Annotated in this window: 12 protein-coding genes; 3 read left to right on the top strand and 9 right to left on the bottom strand. The window is 73.8% G+C overall.

Annotation, left to right across the window (positions count from 1 at the left end; genetic code table 11):
• Positions 1–76 precede the first annotated feature (76 nt).
• Both AB0H53_RS24855 and lepA read right to left on the bottom strand, forming a co-directional pair.
• Positions 77–1,966, bottom strand: a complete 1,890-nt coding sequence (locus AB0H53_RS24855; protein WP_362117389.1) for a long-chain fatty acid--CoA ligase — start codon at positions 1,964–1,966, stop codon at positions 77–79.
• A 264-nt stretch (positions 1,967–2,230) separates the two neighbouring features.
• Positions 2,231–4,102 (bottom strand): translation elongation factor 4, encoded by a 1,872-nt coding sequence (gene lepA, locus AB0H53_RS24850; RefSeq protein ID WP_362117386.1) that lies wholly within the window; start codon positions 4,100–4,102, stop codon positions 2,231–2,233.
• Positions 4,103–4,338: 236 nt separating this feature from the next.
• Here lepA and rpsT point away from each other — a divergent pair, with 236 nt between their 5' ends.
• Entirely contained in the window at positions 4,339–4,605 is a 267-nt protein-coding gene (gene rpsT, locus AB0H53_RS24845; protein WP_362117383.1) for a 30S ribosomal protein S20, read from the top strand.
• Positions 4,606–5,205: 600 nt separating this feature from the next.
• Here the strand turns inward: rpsT and holA are convergent.
• The 7 genes from holA to leuS form a co-directional block, all read right to left on the bottom strand.
• Complete coding sequence (gene holA, locus AB0H53_RS24840) at positions 5,206–6,192, bottom strand: DNA polymerase III subunit delta (protein WP_362117380.1); 987 nt, start codon at positions 6,190–6,192, stop codon at positions 5,206–5,208.
• Positions 6,193–6,232: 40 nt separating this feature from the next.
• Entirely contained in the window at positions 6,233–6,478 is a 246-nt protein-coding gene (locus tag AB0H53_RS24835) for a hypothetical protein (RefSeq protein WP_362117377.1), read from the bottom strand.
• Entirely contained in the window at positions 6,475–9,147 is a 2,673-nt protein-coding gene (locus tag AB0H53_RS24830) for a ComEC/Rec2 family competence protein (protein ID WP_362117374.1), read from the bottom strand. Before AB0H53_RS24830 ends, AB0H53_RS24835 begins: the two co-directional genes overlap by 4 nt.
• A complete protein-coding gene (locus AB0H53_RS24825; RefSeq protein ID WP_362117371.1) occupies positions 9,144–9,908 on the bottom strand; it encodes a ComEA family DNA-binding protein in 765 nt (254 codons plus the stop codon). The genes AB0H53_RS24830 and AB0H53_RS24825 overlap by 4 nt, the downstream gene beginning before the upstream one ends.
• Before the next feature lie 613 nt (positions 9,909–10,521).
• Positions 10,522–11,367: a DegV family protein gene (locus AB0H53_RS24820; RefSeq protein ID WP_362117368.1), complete on the bottom strand. Its 846-nt coding sequence runs from the start codon at positions 11,365–11,367 to the stop codon at positions 10,522–10,524.
• Between the two features lie 64 nt (positions 11,368–11,431).
• Positions 11,432–12,187: a hypothetical protein gene (locus AB0H53_RS24815; protein WP_362117365.1), complete on the bottom strand. Its 756-nt coding sequence runs from the start codon at positions 12,185–12,187 to the stop codon at positions 11,432–11,434.
• A 122-nt stretch (positions 12,188–12,309) separates the two neighbouring features.
• Positions 12,310–15,174 (bottom strand): leucine--tRNA ligase, encoded by a 2,865-nt coding sequence (gene leuS / locus AB0H53_RS24810; RefSeq protein ID WP_362117362.1) that lies wholly within the window; start codon positions 15,172–15,174, stop codon positions 12,310–12,312.
• 414 nt (positions 15,175–15,588) lie between these two features.
• On the opposite strand from leuS, the gene AB0H53_RS24805 reads away from it, so the two are divergent.
• Positions 15,589–16,887, top strand: a complete 1,299-nt coding sequence (locus AB0H53_RS24805; protein ID WP_362117359.1) for a hypothetical protein — start codon at positions 15,589–15,591, stop codon at positions 16,885–16,887.
• Entirely contained in the window at positions 16,884–18,458 is a 1,575-nt protein-coding gene (locus AB0H53_RS24800) for an NADH-ubiquinone oxidoreductase-F iron-sulfur binding region domain-containing protein (protein WP_362117356.1), read from the top strand. Before AB0H53_RS24805 ends, AB0H53_RS24800 begins: the two co-directional genes overlap by 4 nt.
• Positions 18,459–18,566: the final 108 nt, after the last annotated feature.

Below are 18,566 nucleotides of genomic sequence, written 5' to 3'. Positions count from 1 at the left end.
CGTCCACGGGACGGCTCCCCCTGCCCGGGGCCCGGGCCGCGCGGTGGGCTGCACCGCGGGCCGTGGCTCGCCGGGGTCACACCTCCCGGGTGCCCGCGTACATCTCGTCGATGAGGTGGCGGTACTCGCGCTCCACCACCGGGCGCTTCAGCTTCAGGCTCGGTGTCAGTTCGCCGTGCTCGATGTCCAGGTCGCGCGGCAGGAGCCGGAACTTCTTGATGGTCTGCCAGCGCTGCAGGCCCTGGTTGAGCTCGTCCACGTACCCCTGGATGAGCCGCTGCGCCTCCGGCGCGGCGACCACCTCGGCGTACGGCCGGCCGCCCAGTCCGTTCTCCTCGGCCCAGCCGAGGATGGCCGGCTCGTCCAGCGCGATCAGCGCCGTGCAGAAGTTCCGGTCGGCGCCGTGCACCAGGATGTTGGAGACGTACGGGCAGACCGCCTTGAACCGGCCCTCGACCTCGGCGGGCGCGATGTACTTGCCGCCGGAGGTCTTGATCAGGTCCTTCTTGCGGTCGGTGATGCGCAGGTAGCCGTCCGCGGACAGCTCTCCGATGTCGCCGGTGTGGAACCAGCCGTCCGGCTCCAGGACCTCGGCGGTCCGCTCCGGAAGCCCGTGGTAGCCCTCCATGACGCCGGGGCCGCGCAGCAGGATCTCGCCGTCGTCGGCGATGCGCACCTCGGTGCCGGGCAGCGGCTTGCCGACCGTGCCGGTGCGGTAGGCCTCGCCGGGGTTGACGAAGCTGGCGGCGCTGGTCTCGGTGAGCCCGTAGCCCTCCAGGATGTGGATGCCGGCCCCGGAGAAGAAGAAGCCGATCTCGGGCGACAGCGCGGCCGAGCCGGAGACCGCGGCGCGCAGCCGCCCGCCGAACGCCTCCCGGAGCTTGGAGTACACCAGGGCGTCGGCGACCTTGTGCTTGGCGGTGAGCCCGAGGGGGGCGGTAGCCAGGCCGGTGCGGCGGAAGTTGTCCTGGGTGACCTTCGCGTACTCGCGCGCCACCTCGGCGGCCCACTGGAAGATCTTGTACTTGGCCCCGCCGCCGGCCCGCGCCTTGGCCGCGACGCCGTTGTAGACCTTCTCGAAGATGCGGGGGACGCCGGCCATGTAGGTCGGCTGGACCACCGGCAGGTTCTCGATGATCTTGTCGACCCGGCCGTCCACCGCCGTGACGTGCCCCACCTCGATCTGCCCGGAGATCAGCACCTTGCCGAAGACGTGGGCGAGCGGCAGCCACAGGTACTGGACGTCGTCGGGGGTGACCAGGCCGGTGGCGGCGATGGCCTTGGCCATGTACGACCAGTTGTCGTGCGGCAGCCGCACCCCCTTGGGGCGGCCGGTGGTGCCGGAGGTGTAGATGAGGGTGGCGAGCTGCCCGGGGGTGATCGCCGCGACCCGCTCGCGGACGGCGTCGGGGTTCTTCTCCAGGTACTCCCGGCCGCGTGCCTCCAGGTCGGCCAGGGACAGCACCCAGCCCTCCGGGTCGCCCTGCGCCGGCTGCGCGCCGGCCGGGTCGACGACCACCACATGGGCGAGGCCGGGCAGCTCGGCGCGCCGCTCGCGCGCCTTGGCGAGCTGGGAGGCGTCCTCCGCGATCAGCACCCGGCTGGCGGAGTCGGCCAGGATGTACGCCGACTCCTCGGCGTTGGTCTGCGGGTACACGGTGGTGGTGGCGGCGCCCGCGCACATCACGCCGAGGTCGGCCAGGATCCACTCCACGCGGGTGGCCGAGGCGAGGGCGACCCGCTCCTCGGGGAGCACCCCGAGGCCGATCAGCCCGGCGGCGATGGCGTGGACCCGTTCGGCGGTCTCCGCCCAGCTGAGCGACTTCCAGTCGTCGGGGCCCTGGCCGGAGGGCGAGGGCACCGGGTAGCGGTAGGCCTCGGCGTCCGGGGTCCTGGCGACACGCTCGGCGAAGAGGGCCGCCACGGAGGGCGGGCGGTTCTCGATCTGGGGGTGTGTGTTGCTCACGACGTCCTCCGGGCGGCCTGCGGCAGGGCTGCGCGACTGGGCAGGTGCAGGTTGTTTAACTGGCGAGTAACCTCGGGCGGGATCAGGTTAGAGCGCGGAGGTCCGCCATGTAAGGGGCTGTGGCCGGGTGCTTCATACCCGCTTCATAACGACTGCCGCCCGCTCCGGCCCGTCCGGAGCACGCGAAAGCGCCCGTCCATGGACCGAACGGGCGCTTCCGTGTGCCGTGCCTGCGCGCGGGCCGGGTACGGCTCCGGCGCGTGGTTACTTCTTGCCCTTGCCGCCGGCGTCGTCGTCGCTGGACAGCACCGCGATGAAGGCCTCCTGCGGCACCTCGACGGAGCCGACCATCTTCATCCGCTTCTTGCCTTCCTTCTGCTTCTCCAGCAGCTTCCGCTTACGCGAGATGTCACCGCCGTAGCACTTGGCGAGGACGTCCTTGCGGATGGCGCGGATGGTCTCGCGGGCGATGACCCGGGAGCCGATGGCCGCCTGGATGGGCACCTCGAACGCCTGCCGCGGGATCAGCTCGCGCAGCTTGGCGACCAGCCGCACGCCGTACGCGTACGCCGCGTCCTTGTGCGTGATGGCGGAGAAGGCGTCGACCTTGTCGCCGTGCAGCAGGATGTCGACCTTGACCAGGCTGGACGTCTGCTCGCCGGTGGGCTCGTAGTCGAGGGAGGCGTAACCGCGCGTCTTGGACTTCAGCTGGTCGAAGAAGTCGAAGACGATCTCCGCGAGGGGAAGGGTGTAACGGATCTCCACCCGGTCCTCGGAGAGGTAGTCCATGCCCAGGAGGCTGCCGCGACGGTTCTGGCACAGCTCCATGATCGAGCCGATGAACTCGCTGGGCGCGAGGACCGTGGCGCGCACGACCGGCTCGTAGACCTCGCTGATCTTGCCCTCGGGGAACTCGCTGGGGTTGGTGACCGTGTGCTCGCTGCCGTCCTCCATGAGCACGCGGTAGACCACGTTGGGGGCGGTGGCGATCAGGTCCAGGCCGAACTCGCGCTCCAGGCGCTCCCGGATCACGTCCAGGTGCAGCAGGCCGAGGAAGCCCACGCGGAAACCGAAGCCCAGCGCGGCGCTCGTCTCCGGCTCGTAGACCAGCGCGGCGTCGTTGAGCTGGAGCTTGTCCAGGGCGTCACGCAGCTCCGGGTAGTCGGAGCCGTCCAGCGGGTACAGGCCCGAGAACACCATCGGCTTGGGGTCCTTGTAACCGCCGAGGGCCTCGGTCGCGCCCTTGTGCAGGGTGGTGATGGTGTCACCGACCTTGGACTGGCGGACGTCCTTCACACCGGTGATGAGGTAGCCGACCTCGCCGACGCCGAGCCCGTCGGCGGGCAGCATCTCGGGCGAGTTGGTGCCGATCTCCAGCAGCTCGTGGGTGGCGCCGGTCGACATCATCTTGATGCGCTCGCGCTTGCTGAGCTGCCCGTCGATGACACGGACGTAGGTGACGACGCCGCGGTACGAGTCGTAGACCGAGTCGAAGATCATCGCGCGGGCGGGCGCGTCCTTGACGCCGACCGGGGCCGGCACGTCGCGCACCACCCGGTCCAGCAGCGCCTCGACGCCGACGCCGGTCTTGGCCGACACCCGCAGGACGTCCTCCGGGTCGCAGCCGATGAGGTTGGCGAGCTCCTCGGAGAACTTCTCCGGCTGGGCGGCCGGCAGGTCGATCTTGTTGAGCACCGGGACGATGGTGAGCTCGTTCTCCATCGCCAGGTAGAGGTTGGCGAGGGTCTGCGCCTCGATGCCCTGGGCGGCGTCGACGAGCAGGACGGTGCCCTCGCAGGCGGCGAGGGACCGGGACACCTCGTACGTGAAGTCCACGTGACCGGGGGTGTCGATCATGTTCAGGATGTGGGTGGTGCCCTGGTCGGGCCCCTCGTTGGGGGCCCAGGGCAGCCGTACCGCCTGGGATTTGATCGTGATGCCGCGCTCGCGCTCGATGTCCATGCGGTCGAGGTACTGGGCGCGCATCTGCCGCTGCTCGACGACACCGGTCAGCTGGAGCATCCGGTCGGCGAGGGTCGACTTGCCGTGGTCGATGTGCGCGATGATGCAGAAGTTGCGGATCAGCGCCGGGTCGGTACGGCTCGGCTCGGGCACGTGGGTAGGGGTCGCGGGCACGCAGGGTCCTGATTCTTGAGGCGCCGGGCGTCTCTGCTCGGGTCGACGTCGGATCGATACGTAGGTTCCATGGTCCCACGGACGGGGACGGGCGCTCGGTTTGGGCCGCTCCGGTGGCGACTGGTAGCCTGAGCAGCTGTGTCTCGTAGCCCTCTCGGGGGCAGTCCCGTGCCCGAAGGGCCACGGGGAGGCGGGACGCACACCGAGAATCATTACGAACCTGAAAAGGCTCTTTCGTGGCGAACATCAAGTCCCAGATCAAGCGGAACAAGACGAACGAGAAGGCGCGCCTGCGCAACAAGGCCGTCAAGTCGTCGCTCAAGACCGCGATCCGCAAGGCCCGTGAGGCTGTGGCCGCGGGTGACGTCGAGAAGGCCACCGCGGCCGCCCGCGAGGCGTCCCGCAAGCTCGACAAGGCTGTCTCGAAGGGCGTCATCCACAAGAACGCCGCCGCCAACAAGAAGTCGGCGCTGGCGACCAAGGTCTCCTCCCTCCAGGGCTGAGCACGCATCTGATGTGATCGCCGGGACGGACCCAGCGGGCCCTCTCTTCCGCTCCTGACCGGCGCCCCCGGACTCGCACGCGGCCTGCGTTCGCCACGCGGGTGCGAGTCCAGCCAGTGTGACCACTGGAACCAGTCGTGACCCGAAGGCCCCGGCTGCCGCCCTTCCCCAGGGCGGCAGCCGGGGCCTTCGGCATGTCCGGGCCTTGGGGGGGCGGCGCGCGCGTGAGGGCTGGGGCCTTGGGGACCTGGTGGCGGGAGCGGTTGGGGTGGGCCTTCTGGGCACGGGGCGGCCGGGCGCCGGTGCGCAGGTGCGCCGCCTCGGGTGCGGGCCGGCGTGGGCTTCCGGGCAGGGGGCGGCCGGGTGCGGGAACGGCCGGGGCCGCGCTGCTTGGGTGCCGGGTGTGTGGCGTGGCGCCGCCGCTGCGAAGGGCTCGGTGCGCCGGGTGCGGGGCGCGCTCGGGTGCACCGGCGCCGGTGCGCAGGTGCGCCGCCTCGGGTGCGGGCCGGCGTGGGCTTCCGGGCAGGGGGCGGCCGGGTGCACCGGCGACGCGGTGCGGGGGCGCGTCTCCGGTGCTCTGCCGTGTGGGTGCGAGCCGGCTCAGCGGCCGGAGCGGGCCGCGCGGGCGATGGTGACGACCGCCTTCTCCAGCGCGTACTCCGGGTCGTCGCCGCCGCCCTTGACGCCCGCGTCCGCCTCGGCGACCGCGCGCAGGGCCACCGCGACCCCGTCGGGGGTCCAGCCGCGCATCTGCTGGCGCACCCGGTCGATCTTCCACGGCGGCATACCGAGCTCGCGGGCGAGGTCGGCGGGCCGGCCGCCCCGGGCCGACGACAACTTGCCGATCGCCCGGACGCCCTGCGCCAGCGCACTGGTGATCAGAACGGGGGCCACCCCGGTGGAGAGGGACCAGCGCAACGCCTCCAGCGCCTCGGCGGCCCGCCCCTCCACGGCCCGGTCGGCGACATTGAAGCTGGACGCCTCCGCGCGGCCCGTGTAGTACCGGCCGACGATCGCCTCGTCGATCGTGCCCTCGACATCGGCGGTCAGCTGCGAGACGGCGCTGGCGAGCTCGCGCAGGTCGCTGCCGACGGCGTCCACGAGCGCCTGGCACGCCTCGGGAGTGGCCGACCGGCCCTGCGCGCGGAACTCACCGCGGACGAACGTCAGCCGCTCCGCCGGCTTGGTCGTCTTCGGGCAGGCGATCTCCCTCGCCCCCGCCTTGCGGGCCGCGTCCAGCAGTCCCTTGCCCTTGGCGCCGCCGGCGTGCAGGAGCACCAGCGAGATCTCGTCGACGGGCGCGCCGAGGTACGCCTTGACGTCCTTGACCGTCTCGGCGGAGAGGTCCTGCGCGTTCCGTACGACCAGCACCTTGCGCTCGGCGAACAGCGAGGGACTCGTCAGCTCGGCGAGGCTGCCGGGCTGGAGCTGGTCGGGCGCCAGGTCGCGGACATCCGTGTCGGCGTCGGCGGCACGGGCGGCCGCCACCACCTGCTGCACCGCGCGGTCGAGGAGCAGGTCCTCCTGGCCCACGGCGAGCGTGACGGGGGCGAGGGGGTCGTCGGTCGGGTTCTTTCTGGTGGCCATCGCGTCCAGCATCCCACGGGCCACCGACAACGCCTCCCGCCTACGGCTCCTCGCGCCAGCCCTCCCACTCGGCCGCGAAGTCGTCCAGCTCGGCGGCGGCCAGCCGGCCGTCCGGGTCCTCGACGACCACCAGCCACTGGGCGTCCTCGGCGTCGTCCTCGCCGGCCAGCGCGTCCCGGACCAGTTGCGGCTCCTCGGTGACGCCGAAACGCGCACCCAGTTCCTCCGCGGCCTCTTCCGCGGCGTCCCGGTCCGGCAGCACCAGCACATGTCTCACATCGCTCACGGGTGCCATTGTTCAACCCCTGGAAAAGATCCGGACGGCGGGTACCGCTCGTACCGCCGGCGGCTGGAAAGCCGCCCGGCGGCGGCCTCGTTGACCGTCGTCGACCCGGCCGCCGCGGTGACGCCCAGGTTCTTCCCCGCGCCCGTCACCGCGATCGCCCCGTCCCGGTCGGTGCGCAGCACCATCGCTCCCCCGGCCCGCAGGGCGCCGAGGGTGCGGGGAGCGGGATGGCCGTAAGGGTTGTCCCGGCCGGCCGAGACGAGCGCCAGCCGGGGGCGGACCCTGCTGAGCAGGTGCGGGTCCTGGTGTGCGGAACCGTGGTGGGCGACCTTGAGGACGTCCACCGGCGGCAGGTCCGGGTACGCCCGCGCCAGGCCCTGCTGCGCCGGCGGTTCGAGGTCGCCCAGGAGCAGCAGGGTCGCCCCGCCGGCGGTGCGGACCAGGAGGGTGACGCTGGAGTCGTTGGCGCCCTCCGGAGCGGGCTCCGCCGTCGCGCCCGGCCACAGCACCCGCCAGTCGAGCCGTCCGAGCCGGCGCCGTTCGCCCGGCGCCGCGCGAATGACCGGCACCCCGGCGGCGGCGGCCGTCCTCCGTACGAACGCGGCCTGCCCGGGCGGGTCCTGGAGGTTCGTCGTCTGGATCGCCCCGACGGCCCGGCCGCGCAGCACACCGGGCAGCCCCGCGACATGGTCGGCGTGGAAGTGGGTCAGGACCACCAGTGGCACCCTGCTGACCCCCAGGTCCCTCAGGCAGCGGTCGACGGGCTCCGGATCGGGCCCCGCGTCCACCACCACGGCCGTGCCGCCGCCCGCGGCCAGAACCGTCGCGTCCCCCTGGCCCACGTCGCACATGGCGAACACCCAGTCCGGGGGCGGCCACCCGGTCACCAGTCTGGTCAGTGGCGGTGGCCGCACCACCGCGAGCAGCAGCAGCGCGGTACAGACGGCGGCCGTCCAGGCCCGGTGCCGCGTCCGCCGGGCCACCAGGACGACCAGTCCGGTCAGGGCGGCCAGCAGCAGCCCGCCCCACCAGCCTCCCGGCCAGTCCGCGCTGGCCCCGGGGAGCGCCGCGCCGGCGCGGGCCACGGAGGCGATCCAGCCGGCGGGCCAGCCCGCGCACTCGGCGAGCACCCGGGCCACCGGTATGGCCACCGGCGCGGTGGCGAGCGCGGCGAAGCCCAGGACCGTGGCCGGGGCCACCGCCAGCTCGGCCATCAGGTTGCACGGGATCGCCACCAGGCTGATCCGGGCCGCGAACACGGCCACGACGGGGGCGCACACGGCCTGGGCGGCGCCGGCGGCCGCCAGGGCCTCGGCGAGCCGGGGCGGCACCCGGCGCCGCCGGAGCCCGGCGCTCCAGCGCGGGGCGAGTGTCAGCAGGGCGCCGGTGGCCAGTACGGAGAGCAGGAATCCGTAACTGCGGGCCAGCCACGGGTCGTACAGCACCAGCAGCAGCACGGCGGCGGCCAGCGCGGGGATCAGCGATCTGCGGCGGCCGGTGCCGATGGCCAGCAGGGTGATCAGGCCGCAGGCGGCGGCCCGCAGCACGCTCGGATCCGGCCGGCAGACCAGGACGAAGGCCAGGGTGAGCACCCCGCCCAGCAGCGCGGTCACCCGCAGCGAGATCCCCAGCCGTGGCGCCAGGCCGCCGCGTTCGGCCCGCAGCGCGGTGCCGGGCGGACCGATGAGCAGGAGCAGGACGATGGTGAGGTTGCTGCCGGACACCGCCAGCAGGTGGGTGAGGTCGGTGGTCTCGAAGGCGTCGTGGAGGTCGGGCGGGACTCCGGAGGTGTCTCCGACGACGAGCCCGGGCAGCAGGGCGCGGGCGTCCGGCGCCAGGCCGTCGGTCGCGGTGCGCAGGCCCGCGCGGAGCTGTCCCGCCAGGCGCTGAAGGGCGGTCGGCGGCGCGGTGACCCGTGGGGCGCCCGCGTCGGCGCGGAAGGCCGCGGCGAACGGGTCGCCCTCGCGGAGCGGTGGTGCCAGCCGGCCGGACACCCGCAGCCGGGTGGAGGGCAGCAGCCGCAGCCAGCCGTCACCGCGCCCGCCACCCGGCCGTGCGATCAGGAGGACCGGGGTACGAACCCCGGTGACCGCGCCGCCCGGTGCCCTCACCCGCGTCACCTGGCCGTTCAGGACGACGGCGACCGGCGCCATGTGGTTGCCCCGCACCCTCGGCCTGGTGAGCCGCGGGTCGGAGGTGACCGTCACGTCGACGGTGACCCGGGCGTGCTCCCGGGCCAGGCCCGGCAGCGGGCCCCGCCGCGGATCGGCCCCGTGGAACCCGGCCGACGCGGCCCCGGCCGCGCCGCACAGCAACACCGCGGCGACCGCGGTGGCGGTGGTCCGCCACCGTCCGCCACCGCCACCGCCCCCGTCACCGACCTCGCCCGCGCTCCCGCTCCCGCTCCCGCTCCCGGTTGTCGTACCACTCCCGACGGCCGCGCCGCTCGCCCTCGCTCCAACGGCGAACATCAGGAGCAGCGCCGCGGCCCCCGCGCAGAGCACCACGCCCGTGACCGCCCACGGGCCCGGGGCGCCGATGGTGAGCGCCGCCGCGCCCCACGCGGCCAGGGCCGGCGGCACCAGCCGCAGGTCGGCCGGGCCCTCCTGGCGCGGGTTGGCGGCACCCAGCCGGTGCCCGGAGGCCTCGTGGACCCGGGCGCGGGTCATGGCCGTACCAGGGACTTGAGGTCCGCGAACCTGCGGGCACCGATCCCGTTCACCTCGCGCAGCTCGTCGACCGACCGGAAGCCACCGTGCCGGGTGCGGTAGTCGACGATGTGCTGGGCGAGCACGGGGCCGACACCGGGCAGCGTGTCCAACTGCTCCACGGTGGCGGTGCTGAGGCTGACCGGCCCGCCACTCGCCCCGGCCCCGGACACGCCCTGGCCGGTCGCTGCCGCCGGGCCGGGCGGCTGCCCGGCGGGGGCGGGGACACCCACCACGACCTGCTCCCCGTCCATGAGGACCCGGGCCCGGTTGAGTCCGGTGACGTCGGTGCCCGGCCGGACACCGCCCGCCGCCCGCAGGGCGTCGGCGACCCGCGACCCGGCGGGCAGCCGGAGCACGCCCGGCCGCCGCACCTTCCCGCTCACGTCCACGACGACGGGCGGCGGCCCGGCGGACGGCACCCCCCGGCCCGGCACGGTGCCGGTGGGGCCGCGGGGCACCTCGGGCGCGGCCTCGCGGACCACGGCGGGCGCGGCCACGGGCTCGGGCCGGCCCGCCCAGAAGTACCGCCCCGCCAGCACGGCCGCCAGGGCCAGGACCACGCCCAGGGCGGCGAGCGCCCGTGGCTCGATCCCGCACCGCAGCCGCACCCACAGTGGCAGTCGCTCGCGCAGCGTGGCGCGGGCCGACGGCGGCGAACCGGCCGCGGGCCGGGCCGGGCGCCACCGGTCCTCAGGGCCGGCTCCCTCCCCGCCCCGCACGGCCGGCTCCCCGGCCGGCACGGCCGTGGGAAGCGCTCCCGGCGTGGCCGTGCCCATGCCCGGGGCCGGGGCCGGGGCCGGGGCCGGGCGGAGGGTCCCCGGCGGGACGGTGCCAAGCGTCCCCGGCGGCGCCGGGAGACCGGCGGGGGCAGCACCGGCGGCGGCCGTGGCAGCGTCGGTGGCGGCGGGCCCGGGAGCCGGCGGCGGATGCGTCGTATACCCGCCCGCCCCTGCGAAGAGCGCGTCGGCCCGGCGGCGGAGGGCCGGCGCGGGTGCTGTGGCCGCCCCGCGCGACCGGCGCCGGACATGGCCGCGGGCCCGCGCGTCGGAACCCCGGGCCCGCCCCGGGCCGCTCGTCGCGCCCCGGACAGCCGGGGCAACCGGGCCGGTCGGCCCCGCGGAACGGGTCCGTGTTCCCGGCCGCCCCGCCCATAACGCTTCCGGCCGTGTCCCCGGCCGGATCCCCACTCGGGTTCGTGTTCGGATCGTCATGCCACAGCACGGTAGGCACACCTCTCCGAACCCGCTGAGCACCACCGATTCCGGTGGACAACCCGGGAGTTGTGGAAAACTCCGCCCCCCGTGAGGGTGACCTCCGGCGCGGCGGGAAGCCTCAGCGCGCCGAGACCACCACTCCCAGCAGCCCTGGTCCGGTGTGCGCCCCGATCACCGCTCCCACCTCGCTGACGTGCAGGTCGGCGAGGCCCGGCACCCGTTCGCGCAGCCGGTCCGCCAGTGCGGCGGCCCGCTCCGGCGCCGCGAGGTGGTGCACCGCGACGTCCACCGGGGCGGCGCCGGCCCGTTCGGCGACGATCTCCTCCAGCCGGGCGATGGCCTTCGACGCCGTGCGCACCTTCTCGCGCAGCTCGATCCGCCCGCCCTCCAGTTCCAGCAGGGGCTTCACGGCGAGCGCCGAGCCGAAAAGCGCCTGGGCGGCGCCGATCCGGCCGCCCCGGCGCAGGTAGTCCAGGGTGTCGACGTAGAAGTACGCGGATGTCCCGGCCGCCCGCTTCTCGGCCGCGGCTACCGCCTCGTCCGGACTGCCGGCGGATTCCGCCGCCTCGGCGGCCGCCACGGCGCAGAAACCCAGCGCCATCGCGACCATTCCGGTGTCCACCACCCGCACCGGAACCGGGGCTTCCTTGGCGGCGAGCAGCGCGGCGTCGTAGGTGCCGGAGAGCTCGGCCGACAGGTGCAGCGAGACGATCCCGGTCGCACCGTCCTGTGCGGCTGTCCGGTAGGCCGCCGCGAACGTCTCGGGGCTGGGCCTCGACGTGGTCACCGAGCGGCGCTTCTGCAGGGCGAGGGCGAGGGAGCGGGCCGAGATGTCGGTGCCCTCCTCGAACGCCTGGTCGCCGAGCACGACGGTCAGCGGGACCGCGACGATGCCGTGCCGCTCCATCGTCTGCGGCGGCAGGTAGGCCGTGGAATCAGTGACGATCGCGACATGGCGGGACATGACGGGGAGGTTACCCGCAGGCGACGCCGGAGGGCAGCCCACCCCGCCCCTTGATCGCTCCAGGTCAGCTGGTGGTCTCCGGACGGGCCGACTTCTGCCACGAGTGGAAGGTCTCCCGTCGCGGGTCCCGCCCCGTGATCGCCTGCGGTCCTCCGCTGCCGGCCACCCCGGAACCATTCGCTCCGGAACCTGTCCCGGCCGCGGGAGCGGGCGCGTCACCGGCGCTGCGACCGGACTCGGTACCGGACCCGGGCCACGCCGGTTCGTCCTGGTCGCGCCCCGTCCAGTGCCGCAGCGCGCCGGCCTCCATGTCGATCTGCGCGCTCAGCGAGGAGAGCTCGTCCTCGGCGAACCGGCTCGCCCGGTCCCGGGCCGCCCAGCGCAGGGAGTCGGCCGAGTGGGTGATCCGCTCCGTACGCTCGCGCAGCCCGCCGAGCTGGGCGGCGGCCCTGGCCCGGTCCGGCTCCCGCTCCATCCGCCTGAGCTCCTCGTCCAGCTCGCGCCCGTGCGCGCTCAGCCGCCCGAACAGCTCCAGCGACTCCTTCAGGGAGGCGTCCTCGGTCACGCCCGCCTCCAGTGCCTCCTGGGTGGCCCGCATCGAGGTGCGCAGCGACAGCCGGAGCTGTGCCAGTTCCGCCGTCACCCCGCCCGGGGCGTAGCTCTTGGCCCGCAGGGTGGTGTCCTCCACGGTCCGCCGCGCCTGGGTGATCGTGCGGTCGACGCCGCGCTTCGCCGCCCCGACGGCCTTCACGCCGGCGTACACCCCCAGTGCGACGAAGGCGACGAAGAGCAGCGCCAGGATCAGGAGCGCGGTTGCCATGAGGTCCCCTCGATGTCGGTGCCGGACGTACTCGCCCGTCGTTCCTTCACGGTAAACGGAACAGGCAGGCCGGGGGTTCCATCGGAACCCCCAACCTGCCCTTAGGGGAGAACACCCAGGTGTTACGCCGGGACGATGTTCACCAGCTTCGGCGCGCGCGCGATCACCTTGCGGATGCCCGCGCCGCCCAGGGCCGCGACGACCGCCGGATCGGCCAGGGCCAGGGCCTCCAGGTCGGCGTCGGTGATGGACGGCGCGACCTCCAACCGCGCCTTCACCTTGCCCTTGATCTGCACCACGCACGTGACGGTCTCGTCCACGACGTACGCCGGGTCGGCGACCGGGAAGTCCTGATGGACGACCGAGTCGGTGTGGCCCAGCCTGCGCCACAGCTCCTCGGCGATGTGCGGGGCCAGCGGCGCGACCAGCAGCACCAGCCGCTCCGCGACCGGGCGCGGCAGGGGCCCGGCCGACTTGGTCAGGTGGTTGTTCAGCTCGGTGACCTTGGCGATGGCGGTGTTGAAACGCATCGCGGCCATGTCCTGCGAGACGCCGTCGACGGCCTTGTGCAGGGCGCGCAGCGTCTCCTCGTCCGGCTCGGTGTCGACGACGGTGACCTCGCCGGTCGCCTCGTCCACGATGTTGCGCCACAGCCGCTGCAGCAGCCGGTACTGGCCCACCACCGCGCGCGTGTCCCAGGGCCGCGACACGTCCAGCGGGCCCATGGCCATCTCGTAGAGGCGCAGTGTGTCCGCCCCGTACTCGGCGCAGATCTCGTCCGGAGTGACCGCGTTCTTCAGGGACTTGCCCATCTTGCCCAGGACGCGGCTGACCTTCTCGCCCTGGTACCAGAAGGCGCCGTCGCGCTCCTCGACCTCGGCGGCCGGCACGGCGATGCCGCGCGCGTCCCGGTAGACGAAGGCCTGGATCATGCCCTGGTTGTACAGCTTGTGGAACGGCTCGGCCGAGGAGACGTGCCCCAGGTCGAACAGCACCTTGGACCAGAACCGGGCGTACAGCAGGTGCAGGACGGCGTGCTCGGCGCCGCCCACGTACAGGTCGACACCGCCGTGCGGCCGGTCCTCGCGCGGGCCCATCCAGTACCGCTCGATCTCCGGGTCGACCAGCTTGTCGCTGTTGTGCGGGTCCAAGTAGCGCAGTTCGTACCAGCACGAACCGGCCCAGTTGGGCATGGTGTTGGTCTCGCGCCGGTACTGCTTGGGCCCGTCGCCCAGGTCCAGGGTCACATTGACCCAGTCCTCGTCGCGCGACAGCGGCGTCTCGGGCTGGGTGTCGGCGTCGTCCGGGTCGAAGGTGCGCGGTGAGTAGTCGTCGACCTCGGGCAGTTCCAGCGGCAGCATGGACTCGGGCAGCGCGTGGGCGACGCCGTCCTCGTCGTACACGATCGGGAAGGGCTCGCCCCAGTACCGCTGACGGCTGAACAGCCAGTCGCGCAGCCGGAAGTTGACCGTGCCCTCGCCGATGCCGCGGGTCTCCAGCCAGTCGGTGATCCTGGCCTTGGCGTCGGCGACCCCGAGACCGTTCAGCGAGACGTCGTCGTTGGCCGAGCCGATGATCTCGGCGTCGTACGAGTCGAACGCGTCGTCCCAGGTGGCGGGGTCGGTGCCACGCCCGTCGGAGGGCTGGACGACGCAGCGCATCGGCAGCTCGAAGGCACGCGCGAAGGCGAAGTCACGGGTGTCGTGCGCCGGGACGGCCATGATCGCGCCGGTGCCGTAGCCCATCAGCACGTAGTCGGCGATGAAGACCGGGACGCGCTCGCCGCTCACCGGGTTCACGGCGTACGCACCGGTGAAGACGCCGGTCTTGTCCTTGGCCTCGGCCTGCCGCTCGACGTCGGACTTGGCCGCGGCCTGCTTGCGGTACGCGCCGACGGCCTCGGCCGGGGTGGCGTGCCCGCCCGTCCAGACCTCGTGGGTGCCCTCGGGCCAGGCGGCCGGCACGATCTTCTCGACCAGCTCGTGCTCGGGCGCCAGCACCATGTAGGTGGCGCCGAACAGGGTGTCGGGGCGGGTGGTGAAGACGGTGATCGCGTCCTCCCCCACCGCGAAGTCGACGCGGGCGCCCTCGGAGCGGCCGATCCAGTTGCGCTGCTGCAGCTTGATGGCCTCGGGCCAGTCCAGCGCGTCCAGGTCGTCCAGCAGGCGGTCCGCGTAGGCGGTGATGCGCATGTTCCACTGGCGCAGCTTGGCCTTGAAGACCGGGTAGTTGCCGCGCTCGGAGCGGCCGTCGGCCGTGACCTCCTCGTTGGCCAGGACGGTGCCCAGGCCGGGGCACCAGTTGACGGGCGCGTCCGACGCGTACGCCAGCCGGTACCGGCTCAGCACGTCGGCGCGCTCGGCGGCGGTCAGCTCGCCCCACGCGCGCGAGCCGGGTGCGGAACGCTCACCGCTCTCGAACTGCGCGACCAGTTCGGCGATCGGGCGCGCCCTGCCCGCTTCCTGGTCGTACCAGGAGTTGAAGATCTGCAGGAAGATCCACTGGGTCCACTTGTAGTAGTCCGGGTCGATGGTGGCGAACGACCGGCGCTTGTCGTGGCCCAGACCCAGCCGGCGCAGCTGGGCCTTCATGTTCTCGATGTTCGCCTCGGTCGACACGCGCGGGTGGGTGCCGGTCTGCACGGCGTACTGCTCGGCCGGCAGGCCGAAGGCGTCGAAGCCCAGCGTGTGCAGCACGTTGTGGCCGGACATGCGCTGGTGGCGGGCGTAGACGTCGGTGGCGATGTAGCCCAGGGGGTGACCGACGTGCAGTCCGGCCCCCGAGGGGTACGGGAACATGTCCATGATGAACTTCTTCGGCCGCGAGACGACAGCCGGGTCGCCGGCCAGCTCACCGCTCGGGTTGGGCGCCTCGTAGGTCCCCTCGGCGTCCCAGAAGTCCTGCCAGCGTGCCTCGATGTCGGCGGCCATGGCCGCCGTGTAACGATGGGGGGCTGCTGCCTCGGCAGCAGAAGTCATCTCGCTCATGATCCTTAAAGCTCCATCGATCGTCTCTGCCGGCGATTCACCAAATGAAAAATCCCCTCGCACAGGAGGGGACGCCGCGCCGATTCCGACCGGATCTCGCATCCGTCGGGACTGATCAGCGCGGCTCGCTAAGCAGAAGGCGTACGGCACGCATGGCGTCAGGGTACCGCAGGGCCCCTTACGGCCGCACCGAGGACCGGCGGGCACGGCGCGCCTGACGGGGGCGGCCGGAGGGCCGTCCGGAGCGTGCGGTTCCACACGCGTCACCTCGCGAATCGCCCCTATCCAGGGCAACCCCGGAATCAGTTGCCGTGGCGCATCTCGCTAAACGAGCAAACTTCGGACCGGTTGGTATGCGGCGACCTAGCATGCGGCAACGGGACCCGCTCATCCGCACCATTCGGAGTCGCCCCCATGAACCCTCATCGCAAGATCCGCTCGTCTCCCGCGCTCAAGGCCGGTACGAGCCGGCCGGTACAGGTCGGGTCGTTCGTGGCCGCGCTGGTGCTCATACCCCTTCTCGCCATCGGCGGGAGCGACGGCTTCCGGGCCGTCCTGGACTACACCACGGGTGTCCTGTCGCTCGTGTCGCTGACCGCGTCCGTCGCCTGGGGCCTGCTCGCCACGGACCGGCTGCTGCTCTCCGCCCGTCACCGTCTGCTCGCCCAGGCCGTCCACCGGACGACCGCCGTGGCCTCCCTCGGCTTCCTCCTGCTGCACGGCACGGTCAAGGTCTCCCTCGGCCATGTGGCTCTCGTCGGGGCCCTCGTCCCCTTCGGTCTCGGCGTCACCGGTGCGGCCGGGCTGATCGGCTTCGGCTCGCTGGCGGGCCTGCTGATGGTGGTCGCCGCGTCCACCGGCACCCTGCGCAGCGCCCTGGCCGGGCGCGGCAGCATCGCGGCCCGCTGGCGCCCACTGCACATGCTGGCCTATCCGGCCTGGTGCTCGGCGCTGATCCACGGCCTGTACGCGGGCCGCCCGGCCGCCACCTGGGTGGTCTTCCTGTACTGCCTGTCACTGGCCGGAGTCGCCGCCGCGGTCTCCGTGCGGCTGCTGCCCAGGCCGCTCCAGCGCCGGCTGGCCGAGCGCCTGCTGGCGCTGATCGGCCCCGGCGCGGCCCGTCCGGCCGCGCCCGGGGGCTCCCGCCGCGACCTGTCGGTGGCGCCCCTGCCGGGCGCGGCGCAGGTTCCCGGCGCCCCGGTTCACGAGGGCGAGCTGCGGCGGGAGCCGCGCGTACGGCCGGACGCGCCGGGCCGTCCCCTCGGCGGGTCCCCCGAGCAGGGGACCCGCACGCTGTCGGCGCCCGTGCCACCGGCGTACGACCCGTTCGTCCCGCCGCCCGCCGCGGCGGGCGCGGGCCGCGCCGGCGGCGCCGGGGGAAGGCCGCCCGGCTCCCCGGGCGCCGGCATCTCCGCCGCCTACCGGGCCGTCTCCCTGGGCAACGCGGGAAACGCCGGCGACTCCACTGAGCGGATTCCGCTCGCCGAACGTATTCCCATGACGGAGGAGCTGCCCGTCTTCTCCGACGACCCGGCGCCCGCCCGCCCCGGGTTCTGGCCCACCCCTTCCCCGCCCCCGCCCGCACCGTCCCCCGCCCCGCCCTCGTACAGCCCGTCCCCTCCCCCGTACCACCCCACTGAGCCCGCCCCCGGCCCGTTCCAGCAGCCGCCGGCCGGCGAGCCATGGACCGCACCCGCAGGAGACCGCCCGTGAACGCCCCGCTCCCCGACGTCCCCGAAGTCCGTGTCGTCGGCCTCCCCCAGCTCACGCAGGGGTTCGACCTGATGGAGCGCCTCGACCTGCCGATGCACCTCAAGGTGCACGGCCCGCTCGAACCCGTGGGCGGCGAGCGGCTCTCCCAGCTCGCCGACGAGATCGCGCTGCGCGGTCGGGGCGGCGCCGGGTTCCCGTTCGCCAGGAAGCTGCGGGCGGTGGCGAACGCGGCGATACGGCGCGGGGTGCGGCCGGTCGTCGTCATCAACGGCAGCGAGGGCGAGCCGGCCTGCCGCAAGGACACCGTCCTGCTCAACCGCGCCCCGCACCTCATCCTGGACGGCGCCCTGCTGGCCGCCGAGGCACTGGGCGCCCGCACCCTGATCGTCGCGGTCACCCGCAACTCCACGGAGATCTCCATCCGGGCCGCGCTCGCCGAGCGGGGCCTGTCCGACCGGCGCGGCCAGCAACTGCGCGCACGGGTGGTGCGCACCCCGGAACGCATGGTCTCCGGCGAGGCGTCCGCCGTGATCCGCGCGGCGGGCGGCGGCCCCGCGCTGCCGCCGGGCCGCCGGGAGCGGGCCGCCGAGTCGGGCGTGGGCGGCGCCCCGACGCTGCTGTCCAACGCCGAGACGTTCGCCCAGCTCGCCGTGGCGGCCCGGATCGGGTCGGGCCGTTACGCCCACACCGGGCTGGAGAGCGAGCCGGGCACGGTCATGCTGACGATCTCCGGCGCGGTGGCGCGTCCGATGGTGGTGGAGGTCCCGACCGGGGTCCCGCTGCGGTACGTGCTTCAGCTGGCCGGTGCGCCGCCGCTGCCGCAGGGCGTGCTGACCGGCGGCTACCACGGCAACTGGATCGACCAGGTGGCCGTGCACAACGCCGTGGTGTCGCGCGAGTCCCTGGCGGCCGTCGGCGGGTCCCTGGGGGCGGGCGCGATCCTGCCGATCGGGCCGGACACCTGCCCGCTCGGTGAGGCCCAGCGGGTGGCGAACTGGCTGGCGGCCGAGACGGCCGGCCAGTGCGGCCCGTGCCGGCTGGGCCTCCCGGCGGCCGCGGGAGGGCTGTCGGACGTGCTGAACGGGGGCGGGCCGGCGGCGCTGGAGGCGCTGCGGGAGGTCACCCAGGCGGTGAAGGGCCGCGGGGTGTGCAAGCACCCGGACGGGTCGGCCCGGTTCTTCAGCTCCACGCTCTCGGCGTTCACCGACGACCTCGCCGCGCACGTCCTGCACGGCGGCTGCGGGCGGCCCACCATCGGGGTGCTGCCCCTGCCGGAGCCCGGCTACCAGGACGCCGAGGAGTCCATCCCCACCGGTGAGAAGCTGGCCGTGGACTGGACCCTGTGCAAGGGCCACGGCCTGTGCGCGGACATCGTGCCGGAGCTGATCCGGATGGGCCGGGACGGCTACCCGGTGCTGGCGGACGCGTCGGTGCCGGTGCACCTGCGCGACCGCGCGCAGCTGGCGATACGGCGCTGCCCCGAACTCGCCCTGCGGCTGGAGAAGGCCCCGCAGGAGCGTCCCGCCCTGCCGAGCGCCGGCCGCAAGGCGCTGGGCAGCGGCCGGAGTTGATCCGGACGCGGAAAAGCGGGCCATCCGATCCGGATGGCCCGCTTCCCACATTCTGTGGAGCTAAGGAGAATTGAACTCCTGACCTCCTGCATGCCATGCAGGCGCTCT

This window comes from Streptomyces sp. NPDC050856 (genome assembly GCF_040653855.1).
Taxonomy (GTDB): Bacteria; Actinomycetota; Actinomycetes; order Streptomycetales; family Streptomycetaceae; genus Streptomyces.
The sequence above is the reverse complement of the archived record's forward strand: the minus strand, read 5'-3'. Positions and strand labels throughout refer to the sequence as shown.

Coding starts and splice junctions, on each gene's coding strand:
- holA (WP_362117380.1), bottom strand. CDS start 6,192: ATGGCCACCAGAAAGAACCCGACCGACGACCCCCTCGCCCCCGTCACG.
- AB0H53_RS24830 (WP_362117374.1), bottom strand. CDS start 9,147: ATGACCCGCGCCCGGGTCCACGAGGCCTCCGGGCACCGGCTGGGTGCC.
- AB0H53_RS24820 (WP_362117368.1), bottom strand. CDS start 11,367: ATGTCCCGCCATGTCGCGATCGTCACTGATTCCACGGCCTACCTGCCG.
- AB0H53_RS24815 (WP_362117365.1), bottom strand. CDS start 12,187: ATGGCAACCGCGCTCCTGATCCTGGCGCTGCTCTTCGTCGCCTTCGTC.
- leuS (WP_362117362.1), bottom strand. CDS start 15,174: ATGAGCGAGATGACTTCTGCTGCCGAGGCAGCAGCCCCCCATCGTTAC.
- AB0H53_RS24805 (WP_362117359.1), top strand. CDS start 15,589: ATGAACCCTCATCGCAAGATCCGCTCGTCTCCCGCGCTCAAGGCCGGT.